The organism is Burkholderiales bacterium (assembly GCA_015075645.1).
GTDB lineage: Bacteria > Pseudomonadota > Gammaproteobacteria > Burkholderiales > Casimicrobiaceae > VBCG01.
In genome coordinates this window covers 328,303-343,216 of record JABTUF010000001.1, presented here as the reverse complement: position 1 = coordinate 343,216, position 14,914 = coordinate 328,303, and the positions used below count along the sequence as shown (strand labels likewise).

Sequence of the window (14,914 nt, the reverse complement as noted above, 5' to 3'; positions counted from 1 at the left end):
GTGTTCCAGGACGAGACCGGCTTCACCTTGCACCCACGCCTGGGCTTCGGCTGGGCTCGGCGCGGAGAACGATTGCGCGTTCCCACCACCAGCCAGCATCACACCCGTCTCAACCTTTCCGGATGGGTGGCGCCGTTGCTCGGTCGCCACGGCATGATCCGCACCGAACACGGCAATCGCGAGGGATTCCTCGACGTATTGCGTGATCTCCATCGTCGCTTGCGGCAGCGCCGCATCACGTTGTACGTGGATGGCGCTGGCTGGCACAAGGGGGAACCGGTCCGCGAGTTCCTGCGCACTCACCCGCGCCTGCAACTGCAATACCTTCCGCCGTACCAACCGGCCCTGAACATGCAGGAGCGCATCTGGCGCCGGATTCGCTACGAGGCGACGACCAACTGCTGGTTTGCCACTCTCGACGACATCTGGGCTACGGCACAACGCACCACCGACGCCTGGACGCCACGCAAGCTCCAACGACTTTGCAACATTACTTAACACGTTCGTATTAGTGGGCAGTAACGGGGGAATCGAAAGTGCCTGACTTGCTCTTCGCTCCGATGGCGTCGTTGCCCTTGCGTGCAAGGGGAGGGGCCCTAGCTGCGCAAGGGCGCCTCCCGCTCGGCGCGAATGGCGGCGTCAGAACGCATTCGCTCACTCCCGATTCCCCCGTTGCAGCCCACTGGCTGTCATGACGAGCGACGACACCCGAATCGAGGTCCCGGGAGGCTACCTCTACAGGAGGCACGGGCTCGCGGTCCGCGTCGTGCACTGGGTCAACGTGCTCGCGGTGACGATCCTCTTCATGAGCGGGCTCGCGATCTTCAACGCCCACCCGGCGCTCTACTGGGGGAAGTCCTCGTACAGCGGCGCGCCGCCGTTCGTCTCGATCGGGCTCGCCGAAGGGCCGGACGACGGCTATCGGGGCGTGACGACGATCGCCGGCCGGACCTTCGACACGACCGGATTCCTGGGGCTCTCGAACGATCGCCGCGGCCGGCCCTCCGCGCGCGCGTTTCCCTGGTGGATCACGGTCCCCGACGACCAGTGGCTCTCGATGGCGCGCTCCTGGCACTTCTTCTTCGCATGGATGCTCGTGCTGAACGGACTCTTCTATCTGGTGCACGGCTTCGCGAGCCGGCATTTCGCGCGCGACGTCGTGCCGACCGGCACCGAGATGCGCGGCATCGGCGGCTCGATCGTCGACCATCTGCGCTTCCGTCACGCGCGCGGCGAGGCGGCGGCGCGCTACAACGTGCTGCAGAAGCTCGCCTATCTCGTGGTCGTCTTCGTGCTGCTGCCGCTCACGGTCCTCGCCGGGCTCGGCATGTCGCCCTGGGCCAATGCGCTGTGGCCGGGCTGGGTCGATCTCCTCGGTGGCCGGCAGTCGGCGCGCACGATCCACTTCCTCTGCGCGTGGGCGATCGTGCTCTTCGCGCTCGTGCACGTATTCATGCTGCTGGTTTCGGGTCCCTGGAACCACCTGCGCTCGATGATCAGCGGGCGGTTCCGGGTCGAGGGCGCGCCGGGAGGAAAGCCATGAACGCCAACGATCGCCGCACGCGCCGCCGTTTCCTCGCCCGCGCGGCGGGCGCGATCGCCGCGGCGACGCTCGCCGGCTGCCAGAGGCTCTCGACCTCCGAGTGGTTCCCGAAGGTGCTCGGCGTCGCGGAGCCGCTCTCGGAGCAGGCGGCGAAGCTCGTGGGCCGAAGCGCGATGGCGCAGGAGTTCTCGCCCGCCGACCTGTCGCCCACGTTCCGCAGCAACGGCACGGCGATGCCGGGCACCGACGCCTACCGGGCGCTCGTCGAGGGAGGCTTCGCCGACTGGCGGCTCGTCGTCGACGGCCTCGTCGCGACGCCGCGGAGCTATTCGCTCGCGGACCTCCACGCGATGCCGTCGCGCACGCAGATCACGCGCCACGACTGCGTCGAGGGCTGGAGCGCGATCGGCAAATGGAAGGGCGCGCGCCTGTCGCCGATCCTCGCCGCGGCCGCGCCGAAGCCGAACGCGCGCTACGTCGTGTTCCACTGCGCCGACCCGATGGAATCCGACGGGACCGACCTCTACTACGAGAGCATCGACCTCGACGACGCGTATCACGAGCAGACGATCCTCGCCTACGAACTCAACGGCGCGCCGCTCCCGATCGCGAACGGCGCACCGCTGCGGCTGCGCGTCGAGCGGCAGCTCGGCTACAAGCACGCGAAGTACCTGATGCGCGTCGAACTGGTCGAGAGCTTCGCGCACATCGCCGGCGGGCGCGGCGGCTACTGGGAGGACCAGGGTTACCAGTGGTACGCCGGCATCTGACCGGCAGTCACGGCCTCCGCGCGACGTCGAGCAGGTGGTAGGGCAGGTTGAGGTAGGGGTGCGGCACGAAGCCGCGCACCGCGGGCCCGAACAGGTAGACGTCGTCCGCGGCCGGCAGCACCCGCGCCGGCGCGTGCGCGTCCAGCAGCGCGGTCAGTTGCGCGAACTGCGGCGTCCGCTCGGGACCCGCCTTCATCAGCCGGAGCTTCTCGTAGATCGCGTCGTACTCGGCGAAGCTGTAGCACGACAGGTTCACCGTGCCGACGTGCTTGCCGTAGAAGTTCTCCATCGCGGAGACGCCGTCGGGCGCGCCGCCGCCGAAGCTCATCGTCGTCAGCTGGTACTTGCAGTTGAACATCTGCTTGAGGCGATCGCCCGGCGGCATCGAATCGAATTCGAGTCGCACGCCGATGCGGTCGAAGCCGCGCTTCATGAACTCGGATACGCGCCGGCCCGCCGACGACGTGCTGACGATCATGTGCAGCACCAGCGGCGAGCCGTCGGGCGAGAGGCGCTTTCCGTCGGCGCCCCGCCGGTAGCCGAACCGGTCGAGGAGCGCGTTCGCGGTCTTCGGATCGAAGCTGTTGGGGTTGCGGTAGGCCGGATCGTAGCCGACGACGTCGGGGCCGATCAGGTGCTGCTGCGCGTAGCCCATCCCCTGGTCGAACACGCGCATCCACTCGGCGTCGTCGAACGACATCGAGATCGCGCGGCGCAGCGCGACCTTCGCCGGATCGAAGCCGCCGACGACCGGATCCTTCATGTCGAACATCAGCAGCAGGAACCCTTGCGCGCGGACGCGGGCCGACCGGATGCCGGCGGCGGCGAGCGCGGGCTTGAGCGTCGTGCCGTCGAAGGCGACCGGCGGGTCGACGAACGCGATGAAATCGATCTCGCCTTTCTGCAGCGAGAGCACCGCGGTCGACGGTTCGGGGATGCGCGTCATCTCGATCCGGTCGGCCGCCGGCACCCTGACGTCGCGCATGGCGATGAGCACCGGGTCGTCGGGCGGCGCGTTCGGCGCGAAGAACGACCACGGCAGGCGCGTGAACGAAGGATTGCGCTTGAGCGTGAGCTTCGTGCCGGGCTGGAAATGCTCGACGGCGAACGGTCCGCTGCCGATCGGGTGCCGGGCGAACTCGGCGCCCTCGGCCTCGACGACCTCGCGCGGAACCGCGCTCCATCCCGCGTACGCGAGTCCATAGATGAACGTCGGATCGGGCCGCGTGAGCCGGATCCGGAGCGTCCGGGCATCGAGCGCCTTGAGCCCCGCGATCGGCGCCGCGTAGTCGAGGCCGCGCTTCTCACGCCGGGCGGCGGCGACGAGGTCGTCCAGGCCCTCGATCAAGCCCTCGAACTGGGCGAAGCTCATCGAGATCGACGCCGGATCGGCGATCCGCTGCACGCTGTAGACGAAGTCCTGCGCCGTGACCTCGCGCGGCTTGCCGCCGAACGCGGGATGGGGCGCGTAGCGGAGCCCGGGGCGCACCCGCAGCGTGTAGGTGCGTCCGTCGGAGGAAACCTGAGGCAGCGTCTCGGCTGCGTAGGGAATGAGCTTGACCGGCCGCGCCAGGTAGTCGTAGGTGAGGAGTTGCTGGTAGAGCGGCGCGATGGTGTTGAGCGTCGACAGGCTTCCAGCCCGCGCCGGATCGAGCACGTCGACGTCGGCGAGCATCTGCAGCCGCAGCACCTTCTCCGCGGCGAGCGCCTGCCCGGCCAGTGCCAGCGCGAGCGCCGCGGCGATCATGCGGGCGGCCAACCACGTGATCGCGCGCTTCCCGGTGTCAGGTACGCGCCCGGCAGCGGGGAGTTGCGTTTCGCGACTGGCGTTCATCCCAAGGCTTACATTCCGCACATCGGCAGACGCATTTCTCGGTAATTTCCCGATCGCACGTCGGAGTCAGTGATCGCGAGGTTGTTCGGCTTCGATGAGTCGCGCGGATTCTCTCTCCCATTCGCGTAGCAGTTTCTTGAGCTTGCGGTAGTTGGCGATCGCCAGGCGCATGCTCGCCGGGCCTGCACTGCTCGAAGAGTCGCGGCGACGCACGCAGCGCCTTGCCGTCCATGCATGACCCCCAGTCGTAGTACGGCCCGTGGCGAGCCAGCCAGGTCGGGCGGCGCAGCGCGACAGCCAGCCTTGCCGGCGCTCGGCGATGCCCGTAGAGCGTGCCGAAGGCGCCACAGGTAGTCGATCGTGCCGACGGCAGCGCGCAGATCTTCTCGATGCGCCGCCGCGACCGTCTGGCCTGGGTGGCGAGGGATCGCTTGGATGGGGGCTCGCGATGAGGCGGCAAGTAGGCGTCTGGCGATCAACTATCGTCAGGTTGAAGAAACCACAAGTCTACCCGCAGAACGCTTCGCCCTGAACAGCGAGCGACTGGGACCGCTACCCTGGTCAATCAGCCCTCCGGCGCATGGGGCCTGCCGGCGCTGCCGAGAAGTTCGTGCCCACCGCCGATCGACGCCGTGCCGTCAGCCACGCGCAGGCACTCGGCGTGCTGCTGCGCTCGATCCTGGTCGAGCGCGCGGCCCGTCGCATCGCCAGCAGGAGATCGTTCACGGCGTGATGCGCTGATGCTTCGGCATCGACGCGGCGCAGATGGCGCCGGCTGACCGACGACCGGATCGGCGTCCGCGCGATCGTCTCTGCGATGCCGATCGGCGGCGCCGCGCTCACCGCGGTGGTGGTCGCGGTGGGGCAACGCGCAGGCGACTCTTCGGTGCGGCTGCGCGCATCCGCGGCGACCTCGATCGCCTTCTGCCAGCCAGTACCGGCGGCGACCGGCCGCGAGCTGCGCGGGCGCACCGCACGCAGGCGATCGCCTTCGTGCTTTTCGGTTGATGCCCGCCGCGGATTTGCGGCAGTTGCTGTTCATCCTCACCATCACCGCCGAGGGTGTTCCGGCGTCGTTCGGTCTGTGCCGACGCAATGCCAGCGACTCGGTCACCCACGTCCAGACGCGGAGGCACTGCGGGCGCTGGCCGGCCGTGCCGACTTCCCGTATGTCGCCGATTCCAGCTGTGCTCCACCGAGCTGCATGCGTCACTCATCGATGCCGCGGCATCGGGCGTTTCGTCACCGTGATGCCAGCAGAGCGCCAGGAGGATGCACGCTCGTCGCCAGTGGATCCAGACCCGACCCGACCTGGGAACAAGTCTGGGATCGGCCGAATACTTCGGCACCGTGACGGACCACCGGACTGCTGGTACGTCTATCGCCAGCCGCTGCCCTCGATGGAGGTCTGGCCCATCACCTGGGTGTGGAGCACGCCGCTCACGCTGCACCAGCGCGCCCGACGCGACCGCCAGCTCGCCGCGGCCAGCGGCGCGCCGAACAGTTGCACCGGCGCCGAACGATCGCAACCCCGCGCGCGCGGCTGCGCGGTGCTGCCGAGATCGATCAGCGCGTGGCCGAGATCCTCGAGCAGTACCGGCGTCACCCGCTACGCCAAGGTCAAACGCGTGGTGCGCGCGAGCATCACAACTTCAACAGGTCCGCCGTGGTCGTCCTGGCCCCGACACCGCGTACCGCAGATCACGATCACCCGGCGCTTCGACATCGAATGGTCGATCGACGCCGCCGCCGTGGCCGTAAGACGACCAGAAGAGCGATGGCGCGAGCGCCGTTGCTCAGCAACGACCGGACCCACGAAAGCCGCCGCCCATCCTCGAGGGCCCACAAGGGGCCAGCCCACCATCGCGCGGAGCGTTTCGATGCAGGTGAAGACCGTCCAGATCGCCCTCCGATCTTCCTCAAGAACCCCGAGAACGCTTCGAGGCCGCTGTTCACGCTGTACTTCCTGGCCTGCTCGTGCAGGCGCTCATCGAGCGTGCGAATTACGCGGCGCGATGCGCCACGCAGGATTGATCGCCGAGCTACCGCTGTATCCGGAGCAGCGTCAATGTCGGCGGCCTACCACCGAGCAGGTGCTGCGCCTGTTCAGCCTCGCCCAACGCCACCGCCTGTTGCGCGACGGCCGTCCGTCCGGTGAGACCTTTGACGCCGACCTCACCGACCTGCCGCCAGCGCCGGCGCCGCTACGTGCGGCGAGCATCCTCGCGTTGCTCGGAGTTCCCGCACACGCCTACCGCGTCTGCGCGTGACGCCCCAGCCTTCCGGCCTCGCCTCCGGAAATCGCGCTCGTCAGGTCACGCCGCGTCCGGCGATGTGCGGAATGAAATGCGTGTTAACGGCGTGGACCAAGGCTCCCTCTCCCGCGGCGCCCGGCGCCGGATAGACCGGAATTATCGTCCGGATTGATTCGGTCAATTGGACGCCTCGCTGCCGGGCGGGTACGATCGAATCGCAGGCCGGCAGCGAGCGTCGAAGAGCGAGGTTCGCTGCCACGTGGATCAACGCGACGCCGGACGCGAATGCGCCGGCGCCGACCCGAGGAGAGAGAGTCCCATGAAGCCGCTGAAGGGTACCAAGACGCACCAGAACCTGAAGGACGCGTTCGCGGGCGAATCGCAGGCGAACCGCCGCTACCTGTATTTCGCGAACAAGGCCGACGTCGAAGGTCAGAACGACGTCGCTGCGCTGTTCCGCTCGACCGCCGAAGGCGAGACCGGCCATGCGCACGGTCACCTCGACTACCTCGCCCAGGTGGGCGACCCGGCGACCGACCTGCCGATCGGCAACTCGCGTCAGAACCTCAAGGCCGCGGTCGCCGGCGAGACGCACGAGTACACCGACATGTACCCGGGCATGGCGAAGGCGGCGCGCGACGAGCACTTCGACGAGATCGCCGACTGGTTCGAGACGTTGGCGAAGGCGGAGCGGTCGCACGCGAATCGCTTCCAGAAGGCCCTGGACTCGTTGGCTGACTGAGTTGCGCCTGGCTCGAGCGGACGCCGGCGGATGCCGGCGCCGCTCAGCGCGGCGAGAGCCCCTTCGGTGATGCGTGGGGGTGATGCCGGCGCCGTTCAGCGCGGCGAAAGCCCCTTCGTCGAACGGCGGCGGGGCGCGCGTGATGTCGCCGCAATGTGCCTGGGCGTCGTGCGCGAACATTCCTCGCGCTCTTGGCCCGCGGGCGGGGCATCCCGGTCCGCCGATCACTCCTCGTCGAACATCGACCGCCACCTACTGATCCGATGACCACTGCCGCCGCCCCCAAGCAGGAAGGCAACCTCGCCGCCCCGACACGCCATGCGATCGCGTGGCGCGACCCGGAATTCTACGACGAAGCCGCGTTCCTGAAGGAAGCGGAGCGGATCTTCGACATCTGCCACGGCTGCCGCCGCTGCGTGAGCCTGTGCGGCGCTTTCCCCACGCTCTTCGACCTGGTCGACGCGAGCACGACGCTCGAGGTCGACGGCGTGGCGAAGGCCGACTACGCGAAGGTGGTCGACCAGTGCTACCTGTGCGACCTCTGCTACATGACGAAGTGCCCGTACGTGCCGCCGCATCCGTGGAACGTCGACTTCCCGCACACGATGCTGCGCGGGAAGGCGATCCGCTTCCGCCAGCGCGGCGCGTCGTTCCGCGACGGGCTCCTCTCCGGCACCGACCGGCTGGGCAGGCTCGCGACCATTCCGATCGTGGTCAAGGCGGTGAACTGGGCGAACGGCAACGGCGCGATGCGCACGCTGATGGACCGCACGCTCGGCGTCGCGGCCGGCGCGGCGCTGCCGCCCTACGACGCCGATGGCTTCCGCGCCACCGCGCAGTCGTCGCTCGCCTGGCCGGTGCGCGACGGCGAGCGCACGCCGGGCAAGGTCGCGCTGTTCGCGACCTGCTACGTCGAATACAACGAGCCGGGCATCGGCCGCGACCTGTGCAAGGTGCTCGCGCACAACGAGGTGCCGTACCGGATCGTCGAGAAGGAGGCGTGCTGCGGCATGCCCAAGCTCGAACTGGGCGACCTCGATACGGTCGAACGGCTGAAGGAGGTCAACATCCCGCCGCTCGCGAAGCTCGCCCGCGAGGGTTACGCGATCCTGACGGCCGTCCCGTCGTGCACGCTCATGTTCAAGCAGGAACTCCCGCTCCTCTTCCCCGACGAACCCGACGTGGCGCTCGTGGCCAACGCGATGTTCGACCCGTTCGAGTATCTCGTGCTGCGCGACCGCGACGGGCTCTTGCGGAAGGACTTCAAGCAGCCGCTCGGCAAGGTGAGCTACCACATCCCCTGCCACTCGCGCGTCCAGAACGTCGGCCAGAAGACGCGCGAGGTCCTCGAATGGGTGCCCGGCACCGAGGTGAACACGGTCGAGCGCTGCGCCGGCCACGACGGCACCTGGGGCGTGAAGAGCGAGTTCTTCGAGATGTCGATGAAGATCGGCAAGCCCGTCTTCCGGCAGATGGCGTCGACGGCGCCCGACGTCATCGCCTCCGACTGTCCGATCGCCGGCCGGCGCATCGAGCAGGGCATCGACGCGCTGGGCGAGCGCGCGGGCCGCAAGGAACACCCGATCACGCTCGTCCGCCGCGCCTACGGACTCGACTGACATGCCCGGCAACGTGCCGATCCATCCGAAGCCGGCGGGCGCGGCGCGTCCGCGTCCCGCGCGCATCACGCCCGCGTCGCTCTTGACGCTCGAGGCCTACGCGAAGGCGCGCAAGGACTTCCGCGCGAAGGTGATCGCGCACAAGAAGGCGCGCACCGTCCACCTCGCGGAGCACCTGACGCTGCAGTTCGAGGACGAGCTCACGATGCGCTACCAGATCCAGGAGATGCTGCGCATCGAGCGGATCTTCGAGGAGGAGGGCATCCGCGGCGAGATCGACGTCTACGACCCGCTCGTGCCCGACGGGTCGAACCTCAAGGCGACGATGCTGATCGAATACGAGGACGCCGACGAGCGCAAGCGCGCGCTCGCCCGCCTGAAGGGCGTCGAGGATCGCGTGTGGGTCGCGGTGGACGGCCACGAGCGCGTCTTCGCCGTCGCCGACGAGGACCTCGACCGCGAGACCGACGAGAAGACCTCGTCGGTGCATTTCCTGCGCTTCGAGTTCACGCCCGCGATGGTCGCGGCCGTCAAGCACGGGGCGGCGCTCGCGATGGGCGTCGACCATCCGGCGATGTCCGCGTCGATCGCTGCGGTCGGAAGCGCGACGCGCGAATCGCTCGTGCGCGATTTCGCCTGACGCGGGCCGCGTGCACCCGCGGGTGCACGCCGCGCAGACCCCGGGACGAAGTCCGCAGGCCCGCCGGTCACTCCAGTTCGAGGTCGTCGACCCACGCGATCTCGCAGTCGTGGTCGCCCAATGCGAGCGAACTCGCGTAGACGCCTCCCGACGGCGCGACCGCCCGCACCAGCGTCGCCTTGAACCGGATGACCTGACCGGGCCGGATGCCGGAGAGCGTGCTGCGGATCGCCGGGTCGCCGGGAATCGTGTGCACGTGGGTGAAGTCGACGAACAGCGCATCGAGTTCGCGCCAGCCGCGCTTCGAGAGCTCGCTGCCCGAGCGGAGTTCGGGCACGACGAACCGGGACGAGAACGACTTGTACTGCGGGAACTTCAACTGGTCGATCACGCGCGGGTCGGAGAGCGCCTTCCAGCCGAGCGCGAGGTCGGTGGGCGCGAGCGCGGCGAACTCGCCGACGTCGTAGTTGCGGCGCGCGAGCACCATCGCGCGGCCGTCGAAGCGCCCGAGCGACACGTAGCGGAAGCCCTGGTCGTCCGACCACGGCGCGCGCGTCTCGCCGGGCGTGATCGTGGGACCGGCCTCGACGGCGACGCCGGGCGGGTGCGTCACCCGCCGCTCGTGCCAGAACCAGTTCCAGCCGCCCCACAACGACAGGGCGGTCAGGACGACGAGGAGCCAGTGCATCGTCGCGCGCGCGCTCCCGGCCGGTCAATCGCGGAAATTCTGGTACTGGAGCGGGAAGTCGGTGACGGACTTGCGCACCAGCGCGATCGCCGCCTGCAGGTCGTCGCGCTTGGCGCCCGCGACGCGCACCGCGTCGCCCTGGATCGACGCCTGGACCTTGAGCTTGCTGTCCTTGATCGTGCGCTGGATCTTCTTCGCGAGCTCCTGCTCGATGCCGGTGCGCACGGTGACCACCTGCTTGACCTTGTTGCCCGAGATCTTCTCCGCATCCTTCGATTCGAGCGCGCGCGTGTCGACGCCGCGCTTCGCGAGCTTCCCGACCAGGATGTCGGTGACCTGCTTCAGCTTGAACTCGTCGTCGGCGAAGAGCGTCAGCACCTTGTCGGCGAGTTCGACCCGGGCGTCGGAGCCCTTGAAGTCGAAGCGGTTGGTGATCTCCTTGTTGGCCTGGTCCATCGCGTTGCGGACCTCGACCGTGTTGACTTCCGAGACGATGTCGAAACTGGGCATGGCGCGGTTCTCCTGGACGAACGAAAAGTTAGCACGCGGGCGATGACGGGCGCAAACCGCCTTGCAGCGTCACGGGAACAGCGGTGCCGGGCGCGCTTCCGGGTCCCGGGTGTGTCGCGCCTGCCACGCCCGGGCCGGGGCAGGGCAGCGGAAGGGCGGTCGCGCTTGCGCGGCGACGCCGCCGTTTGGCACGCTGTATGCATCGCGCTCTCCAGGAGGTCCGACGGATGGACACCGTGATCCCGATCGCCGACCTGCAGCCCATCTATTCGGTCGCGGAGGTCGAGCGCGCGTCCGAGGACGGCGCGGCGAAGCGCAACGAGGGACTGAAGAGCTGGTACGAGCGCATGCGCGAACTCGGCGGCTCGCGCTACATCATCAAGCCGTCCACGACCGCGGCGGTCGACGACCTGGCGGAGGGGTCGCCCAACTTCACCGGGGTGATCGACGACCTCCGCAAGTCGCTCGCGCTCGCGATCGCCGGGCACGAGGCGGTGCAGTTCCTGCCGCTGCTGCTCCTCGGAGAGCCGGGACTCGGCAAGACCCATTTCGCGAAGCGCCTCGCGCAGGCGCTCGGGACGGGCTACGAATTCGTCTCGATGAATTCGCTGACCGCCGGCTGGGTCCTCACCGGCGCCTCGTCGCAGTGGAACCACGCGCGCCCCGGCCGTGTCGCACAGACGCTGGTCGAAGGCGAGTACGCGAACCCGGTGATCGTGCTGGACGAGATCGACAAGGCCGGCGGCGACCAACGCTACGACCCGATGGGCGCGCTCTACGCGCTCCTCGAACGCGACACCGCGGCGCACTTCAAGGACGAGTTCGTCGACGTCGACATGGACGCCTCGCACATCCTGTGGGTCGCGACGGCGAACGACGAGAGCGCGATCCCGGAGCCGATCCTCAACCGGATGAACGTCTACGCGATCGAACGGCCGGACGCCGCCGGATCACGGCGCATCGCGCTCTCGGTCTACCGCGAGATCCTGGACGCGCATCACTGGTCGTTTCCGCCCGAGCCGTCGGAAGGCGTGGTGGAGCGCCTGGCGGCGATTCCGCCGCGCGACATGAAGAAGCTGCTGCTCGACGCGTTCGGCACCGCGCAGCTCGCCGGCCGCGACCACCTGGTTCCCGAGGACATCGACGCGAAGAAGCTCTGCGGACGGCGGGCGCGCGTCGGCTTCTGATCGTCGGGTTCACGCGCACCGGAGGGCGCTGCCGGTCCGGGGATTCTTCAGGCGCGAGCGTAGCGCTCGACGAGCGCGCGCTCGACGGCGAGCGCGGGGTGGCTCCAGTCGCGCATCTTCTGCTGGCGGAAGATGCGCATCGTCGGGTACCACGGCGTCGACTCCGCCGACGGACGGAAGCGCCAGTCCGCGTTGGCCCGATCGACGAGCCACACCGGCTTCCCCAGCGCGCCGGCGAGGTGCGCGACCGCCGTGTCCGCGCTCACCACGAGGTCCAGGCGTTCGACGAGCGCCGCGGTCGCGTCGAAGTCGCGCAATTCGGTCGCGTGCGACACGACCCGCCCCGGATCGAGTCCATGCAGCGCCGGATCTCCCGCGTCACCCGGCTGGATCGAGTGCCACTCGACCTGCGGCGTTGCCGCGATCCAGCCCGCGACGATCGAGGGCGGCAACGACTTTTGCCGTGGAACGAACGGCACCTCGTCGCGTGCGGCCACCGACCATGCGACACCGACGCGCGGCCGTGGCCCGGACGCTTCGAGCGTGTCGAACGCCCGGCGGCTCGCCTCGCTCGCCCGAAGGTACGGGATCCGGTGTGCGTCGAACGGCGGCGTCGCGCGCGCGTGATGCGCGAGCGAGGTGAGCGATGCGACCGCGGCCGGCGCTTCGTCCACGAGCGCGCGGTCCTCGACGAGGACACGGTCGACGCCGGCGACGGCTTCGAAGGTGCGCGTGAGGCTCGCCCCGTAGCCTTCGAGCAGCACGACGACCCGGCCGACACGCGGGCGGATCGACGCGATGAAGCGCGCCTGCATCAGCATGTCGCCGTATCCCTGATCGGCGTGCAGCACGAGCGTCCCGGCGAGCGGCTCGCCGGTCCACACCGCCACGCCGGGCAGTCGCGTCGCCGGGGCGTGGCAGCCGTGCCGGCGATGCTCCAACGCCGCGAAGCCTTCTTCCCAGCGGCCGGTCGCGAGGAGCGCCGCGCCGATGCCTGCCCAGGCGCGCGCGCTGTCGGGAACCAGCGCCTGCATCCGGCGGAACGCGTCGAGCGCCTCGTCGTGGCGCCACGCCCACTCGCAGAGCTGGCCCAGCACCTGCCAAGCCCGAGGATTGCGGGGGTCCGCCGCCGCGGCGCTGCGCGCGAGTTCGAGCGCGGGATCGAGTTCGCCGCGCTGCCCGATCGCCATCGCGAGTCCGGCGATCGGCCTGGGATCGTCCGGCGCGAGGCGCATGGCGTCCCGCCACAGCGCCTCGGACCGGTCGACCTCGTCGAGCAGCGTGCGCTCCTCGGCCTCGTTCACGAGCGGCACCAGCCAGTTCGGCGCGAGTTCGCGCGCCCGCGCGAACGCCCCGGCGGCCTGCGGGTGGCGCAGCGTCGTCGCGCACACGACGCCCCATCCGTTGTGGAGCCGCGGGTCGTGCGGCGCACGGCGCACGGCGCAGGCGAACACGCCGTCGGCGAGGTCCGCGCGTCGCGCGGAGCGCATCGCGTTGCCGATCGCGAGCAGCGCGTCGGCTTCCTCCACGGCGGGCAACGCGGGCTCGAGGCCGCGCGCGAGCGCGTCGGCGAGCTGCGGTGCCGCGCCGGCGGCGCGGCCCGAGACGGGCTGACGCGCGAGCACCGAAGCGACGTCCCGCCACAATGCCGCATCGGGCGAGGGTCGCGTCACGCGGTCCCGCTCCGCGAGGGGCGGGGAGCGCATCGGCTAGAATGCGACCCTTCCGCTTCGTCCCCGCACGCTGCCATGTCGCGCATCCTTCCCTCGCTCCCCGTCGGCCAGAAAGTGGGCATCGCCTTCTCGGGCGGGCTCGACACGAGCGCGGCGCTGCACTGGATGCGCGCGCGCGGTGCGATCCCCTACGCCTACACCGCGAACCTGGGACAGCCGGACGAGCCCGACTACGATGACATTCCCCGCCGCGCGTTGCAATACGGCGCGGAGGTCGCGCGCCTCGTCGACTGCCGCGCGGCGCTCGTCGCCGAGGGCATCGCCGCGATCCAGGCGGGCGCGTTCCACATCTCGACCGCCGGCGCGACGTACTTCAACACGACGCCGCTCGGTCGCGCGGTCACCGGCACGATGCTCGTCGTCGCGATGCGCGAGGACGACGTGCACATCTGGGGCGACGGCAGCACGTACAAGGGCAACGACATCGAGCGCTTCTACCGCTACGGACTCCTCGCGAATCCGGGCCTGCGCATCTACAAGCCCTGGCTCGACGCGCGGTTCATCGACGAACTGGGCGGCCGCAAGGAGATGTCCGAGTACCTCACCCGCGCGGGCTTCGCCTACAAGATGAGCGTGGAGAAGGCGTACTCGACCGACTCGAACCTGCTCGGCGCGACCCACGAGGCGAAGGACCTCGAGTTCCTCGACCGCGGCATCCGCATCGTGCAGCCGATCATGGGCGTCGCGTTCTGGCGCGACGAGGTCGCGGTGAAGGCGGAGACCGTCAGCGTGCGCTTCGACGAGGGCCGGCCGGTCGCGCTGAACGGCCAGACGTTCGCCGACGAGGTCGCGCTCCTGCTCGAGGCCAACGCGATCGGCGGCCGGCACGGGCTCGGCATGAGCGACCAGATCGAGAACCGCATCATCGAGGCGAAGAGCCGCGGCGTCTACGAGGCGCCCGGAATGGCGCTGCTGCACATCGCCTACGAGCGGCTCGTCACCGGCATCCACAACGAGGACACGATCGAGCAGTACCGCGACCACGGGCGCCGGCTCGGCCGGCTGCTCTACCAGGGCCGCTGGTTCGACCCGCAGGCGATGATGCTGCGCGAGACCGCGCAGCGCTGGATCGCGCGCGCGGTGACGGGCGAGGTGACGCTGGAACTGCGCCGCGGCAACGATTACTCGATCCTGAACACCGAGAGCCCCAACCTCACCTACAAGCCCGAGCGGCTCACGATGGAGAAGGGCGAAGAGGTGTTCTTCACGCCGGCCGACCGCATCGGGCAGCTCACGATGCGCAATCTCGACATCGCCGACACGCGCGAGAAGCTCATCACCTACGCCAAGACCGGCCTCATCGCGCCGACCGGCTCGTCGCCGCTGCCGCGCCTGTCCGACGGCGGCAAGCCGAAGTAGCCGCCGACCCTGCCGCCGGACACGCTTCCGGAGC

The 14,914-nt window shown here is 69.4% G+C and carries 15 protein-coding genes; 9 read left to right on the top strand and 6 right to left on the bottom strand.

Translation table 11 applies throughout. From position 1 onward, the window contains the following. The 3 genes from HS109_01555 to HS109_01545 all read left to right on the top strand — a co-directional run bounded on the left by HS109_01555 (position 1) and on the right by HS109_01545 (position 2,313). Entirely contained in the window at positions 1–498 is a 498-nt protein-coding gene (locus HS109_01555; protein ID MBE7521048.1) for an IS630 family transposase, read from the top strand. A 193-nt stretch (positions 499–691) separates the two neighbouring features. Continuing rightward, entirely contained in the window at positions 692–1,543 is an 852-nt protein-coding gene (locus HS109_01550; GenBank protein ID MBE7521047.1) for a cytochrome b/b6 domain-containing protein, read from the top strand. After that, a complete protein-coding gene (locus HS109_01545; GenBank protein ID MBE7521046.1) occupies positions 1,540–2,313 on the top strand; it encodes a molybdopterin-dependent oxidoreductase in 774 nt (257 codons plus the stop codon). Before HS109_01550 ends, HS109_01545 begins: the two co-directional genes overlap by 4 nt. Before the next feature lie 7 nt (positions 2,314–2,320). Here HS109_01545 and HS109_01540 read toward each other — a convergent pair whose 3' ends face one another. The 3 genes from HS109_01540 to HS109_01530 all read right to left on the bottom strand — a co-directional run bounded on the left by HS109_01540 (position 2,321) and on the right by HS109_01530 (position 5,753). Next, positions 2,321–4,072: a hypothetical protein gene (locus HS109_01540; GenBank protein ID MBE7521045.1), complete on the bottom strand. Its 1,752-nt coding sequence runs from the start codon at positions 4,070–4,072 to the stop codon at positions 2,321–2,323. A 636-nt stretch (positions 4,073–4,708) separates the two neighbouring features. Beyond that, a complete protein-coding gene (locus HS109_01535) occupies positions 4,709–5,119 on the bottom strand; it encodes a hypothetical protein (GenBank protein MBE7521044.1) in 411 nt (136 codons plus the stop codon). A gap of 406 nt (positions 5,120–5,525) precedes the next feature. Then, a complete protein-coding gene (locus tag HS109_01530) occupies positions 5,526–5,753 on the bottom strand; it encodes a hypothetical protein (GenBank protein MBE7521043.1) in 228 nt (75 codons plus the stop codon). Between the two features lie 409 nt (positions 5,754–6,162). On the opposite strand from HS109_01530, the gene HS109_01525 reads away from it, so the two are divergent. The 4 genes from HS109_01525 (at position 6,163) to HS109_01510 (ending at position 9,403) form a co-directional block, all read left to right on the top strand. Then, on the top strand, positions 6,163–6,417 hold the full coding sequence (locus HS109_01525; GenBank protein MBE7521042.1) for a hypothetical protein: 255 nt from the start codon (positions 6,163–6,165) through the stop codon (positions 6,415–6,417). A gap of 304 nt (positions 6,418–6,721) precedes the next feature. Beyond that, complete coding sequence (locus HS109_01520) at positions 6,722–7,144, top strand: rubrerythrin (protein ID MBE7521041.1); 423 nt, start codon at positions 6,722–6,724, stop codon at positions 7,142–7,144. A 263-nt stretch (positions 7,145–7,407) separates the two neighbouring features. Beyond that, the gene (locus tag HS109_01515) at positions 7,408–8,763 is read left to right on the top strand and encodes a Fe-S oxidoreductase (GenBank protein MBE7521040.1); all 1,356 of its coding nucleotides are present in this window, start codon (positions 7,408–7,410) and stop codon (positions 8,761–8,763) included. Position 8,764: 1 nt separating this feature from the next. Then, a complete protein-coding gene (locus HS109_01510; protein ID MBE7521039.1) occupies positions 8,765–9,403 on the top strand; it encodes a DUF3501 family protein in 639 nt (212 codons plus the stop codon). A 67-nt stretch (positions 9,404–9,470) separates the two neighbouring features. On the opposite strand, the gene HS109_01505 is transcribed toward HS109_01510, so the two are convergent. Together HS109_01505 and HS109_01500 are read right to left on the bottom strand one after the other, a co-directional pair. Further along, a complete protein-coding gene (locus HS109_01505) occupies positions 9,471–10,091 on the bottom strand; it encodes a hypothetical protein (GenBank protein MBE7521038.1) in 621 nt (206 codons plus the stop codon). A gap of 24 nt (positions 10,092–10,115) precedes the next feature. Beyond that, on the bottom strand, positions 10,116–10,601 hold the full coding sequence (locus HS109_01500) for a YajQ family cyclic di-GMP-binding protein (protein ID MBE7521037.1): 486 nt from the start codon (positions 10,599–10,601) through the stop codon (positions 10,116–10,118). Positions 10,602–10,798: 197 nt separating this feature from the next. Here HS109_01500 and HS109_01495 point away from each other — a divergent pair, with 197 nt between their 5' ends. Continuing rightward, entirely contained in the window at positions 10,799–11,788 is a 990-nt protein-coding gene (locus HS109_01495; GenBank protein MBE7521036.1) for an AAA family ATPase, read from the top strand. 47 nt (positions 11,789–11,835) lie between these two features. On the opposite strand, the gene HS109_01490 is transcribed toward HS109_01495, so the two are convergent. Continuing rightward, positions 11,836–13,461: a hypothetical protein gene (locus HS109_01490; GenBank protein ID MBE7521035.1), complete on the bottom strand. Its 1,626-nt coding sequence runs from the start codon at positions 13,459–13,461 to the stop codon at positions 11,836–11,838. Between the two features lie 75 nt (positions 13,462–13,536). On the opposite strand from HS109_01490, the gene argG reads away from it, so the two are divergent. Further along, positions 13,537–14,880, top strand: a complete 1,344-nt coding sequence (gene argG, locus HS109_01485; GenBank protein MBE7521034.1) for an argininosuccinate synthase — start codon at positions 13,537–13,539, stop codon at positions 14,878–14,880. Positions 14,881–14,914 lie beyond the last annotated feature (34 nt).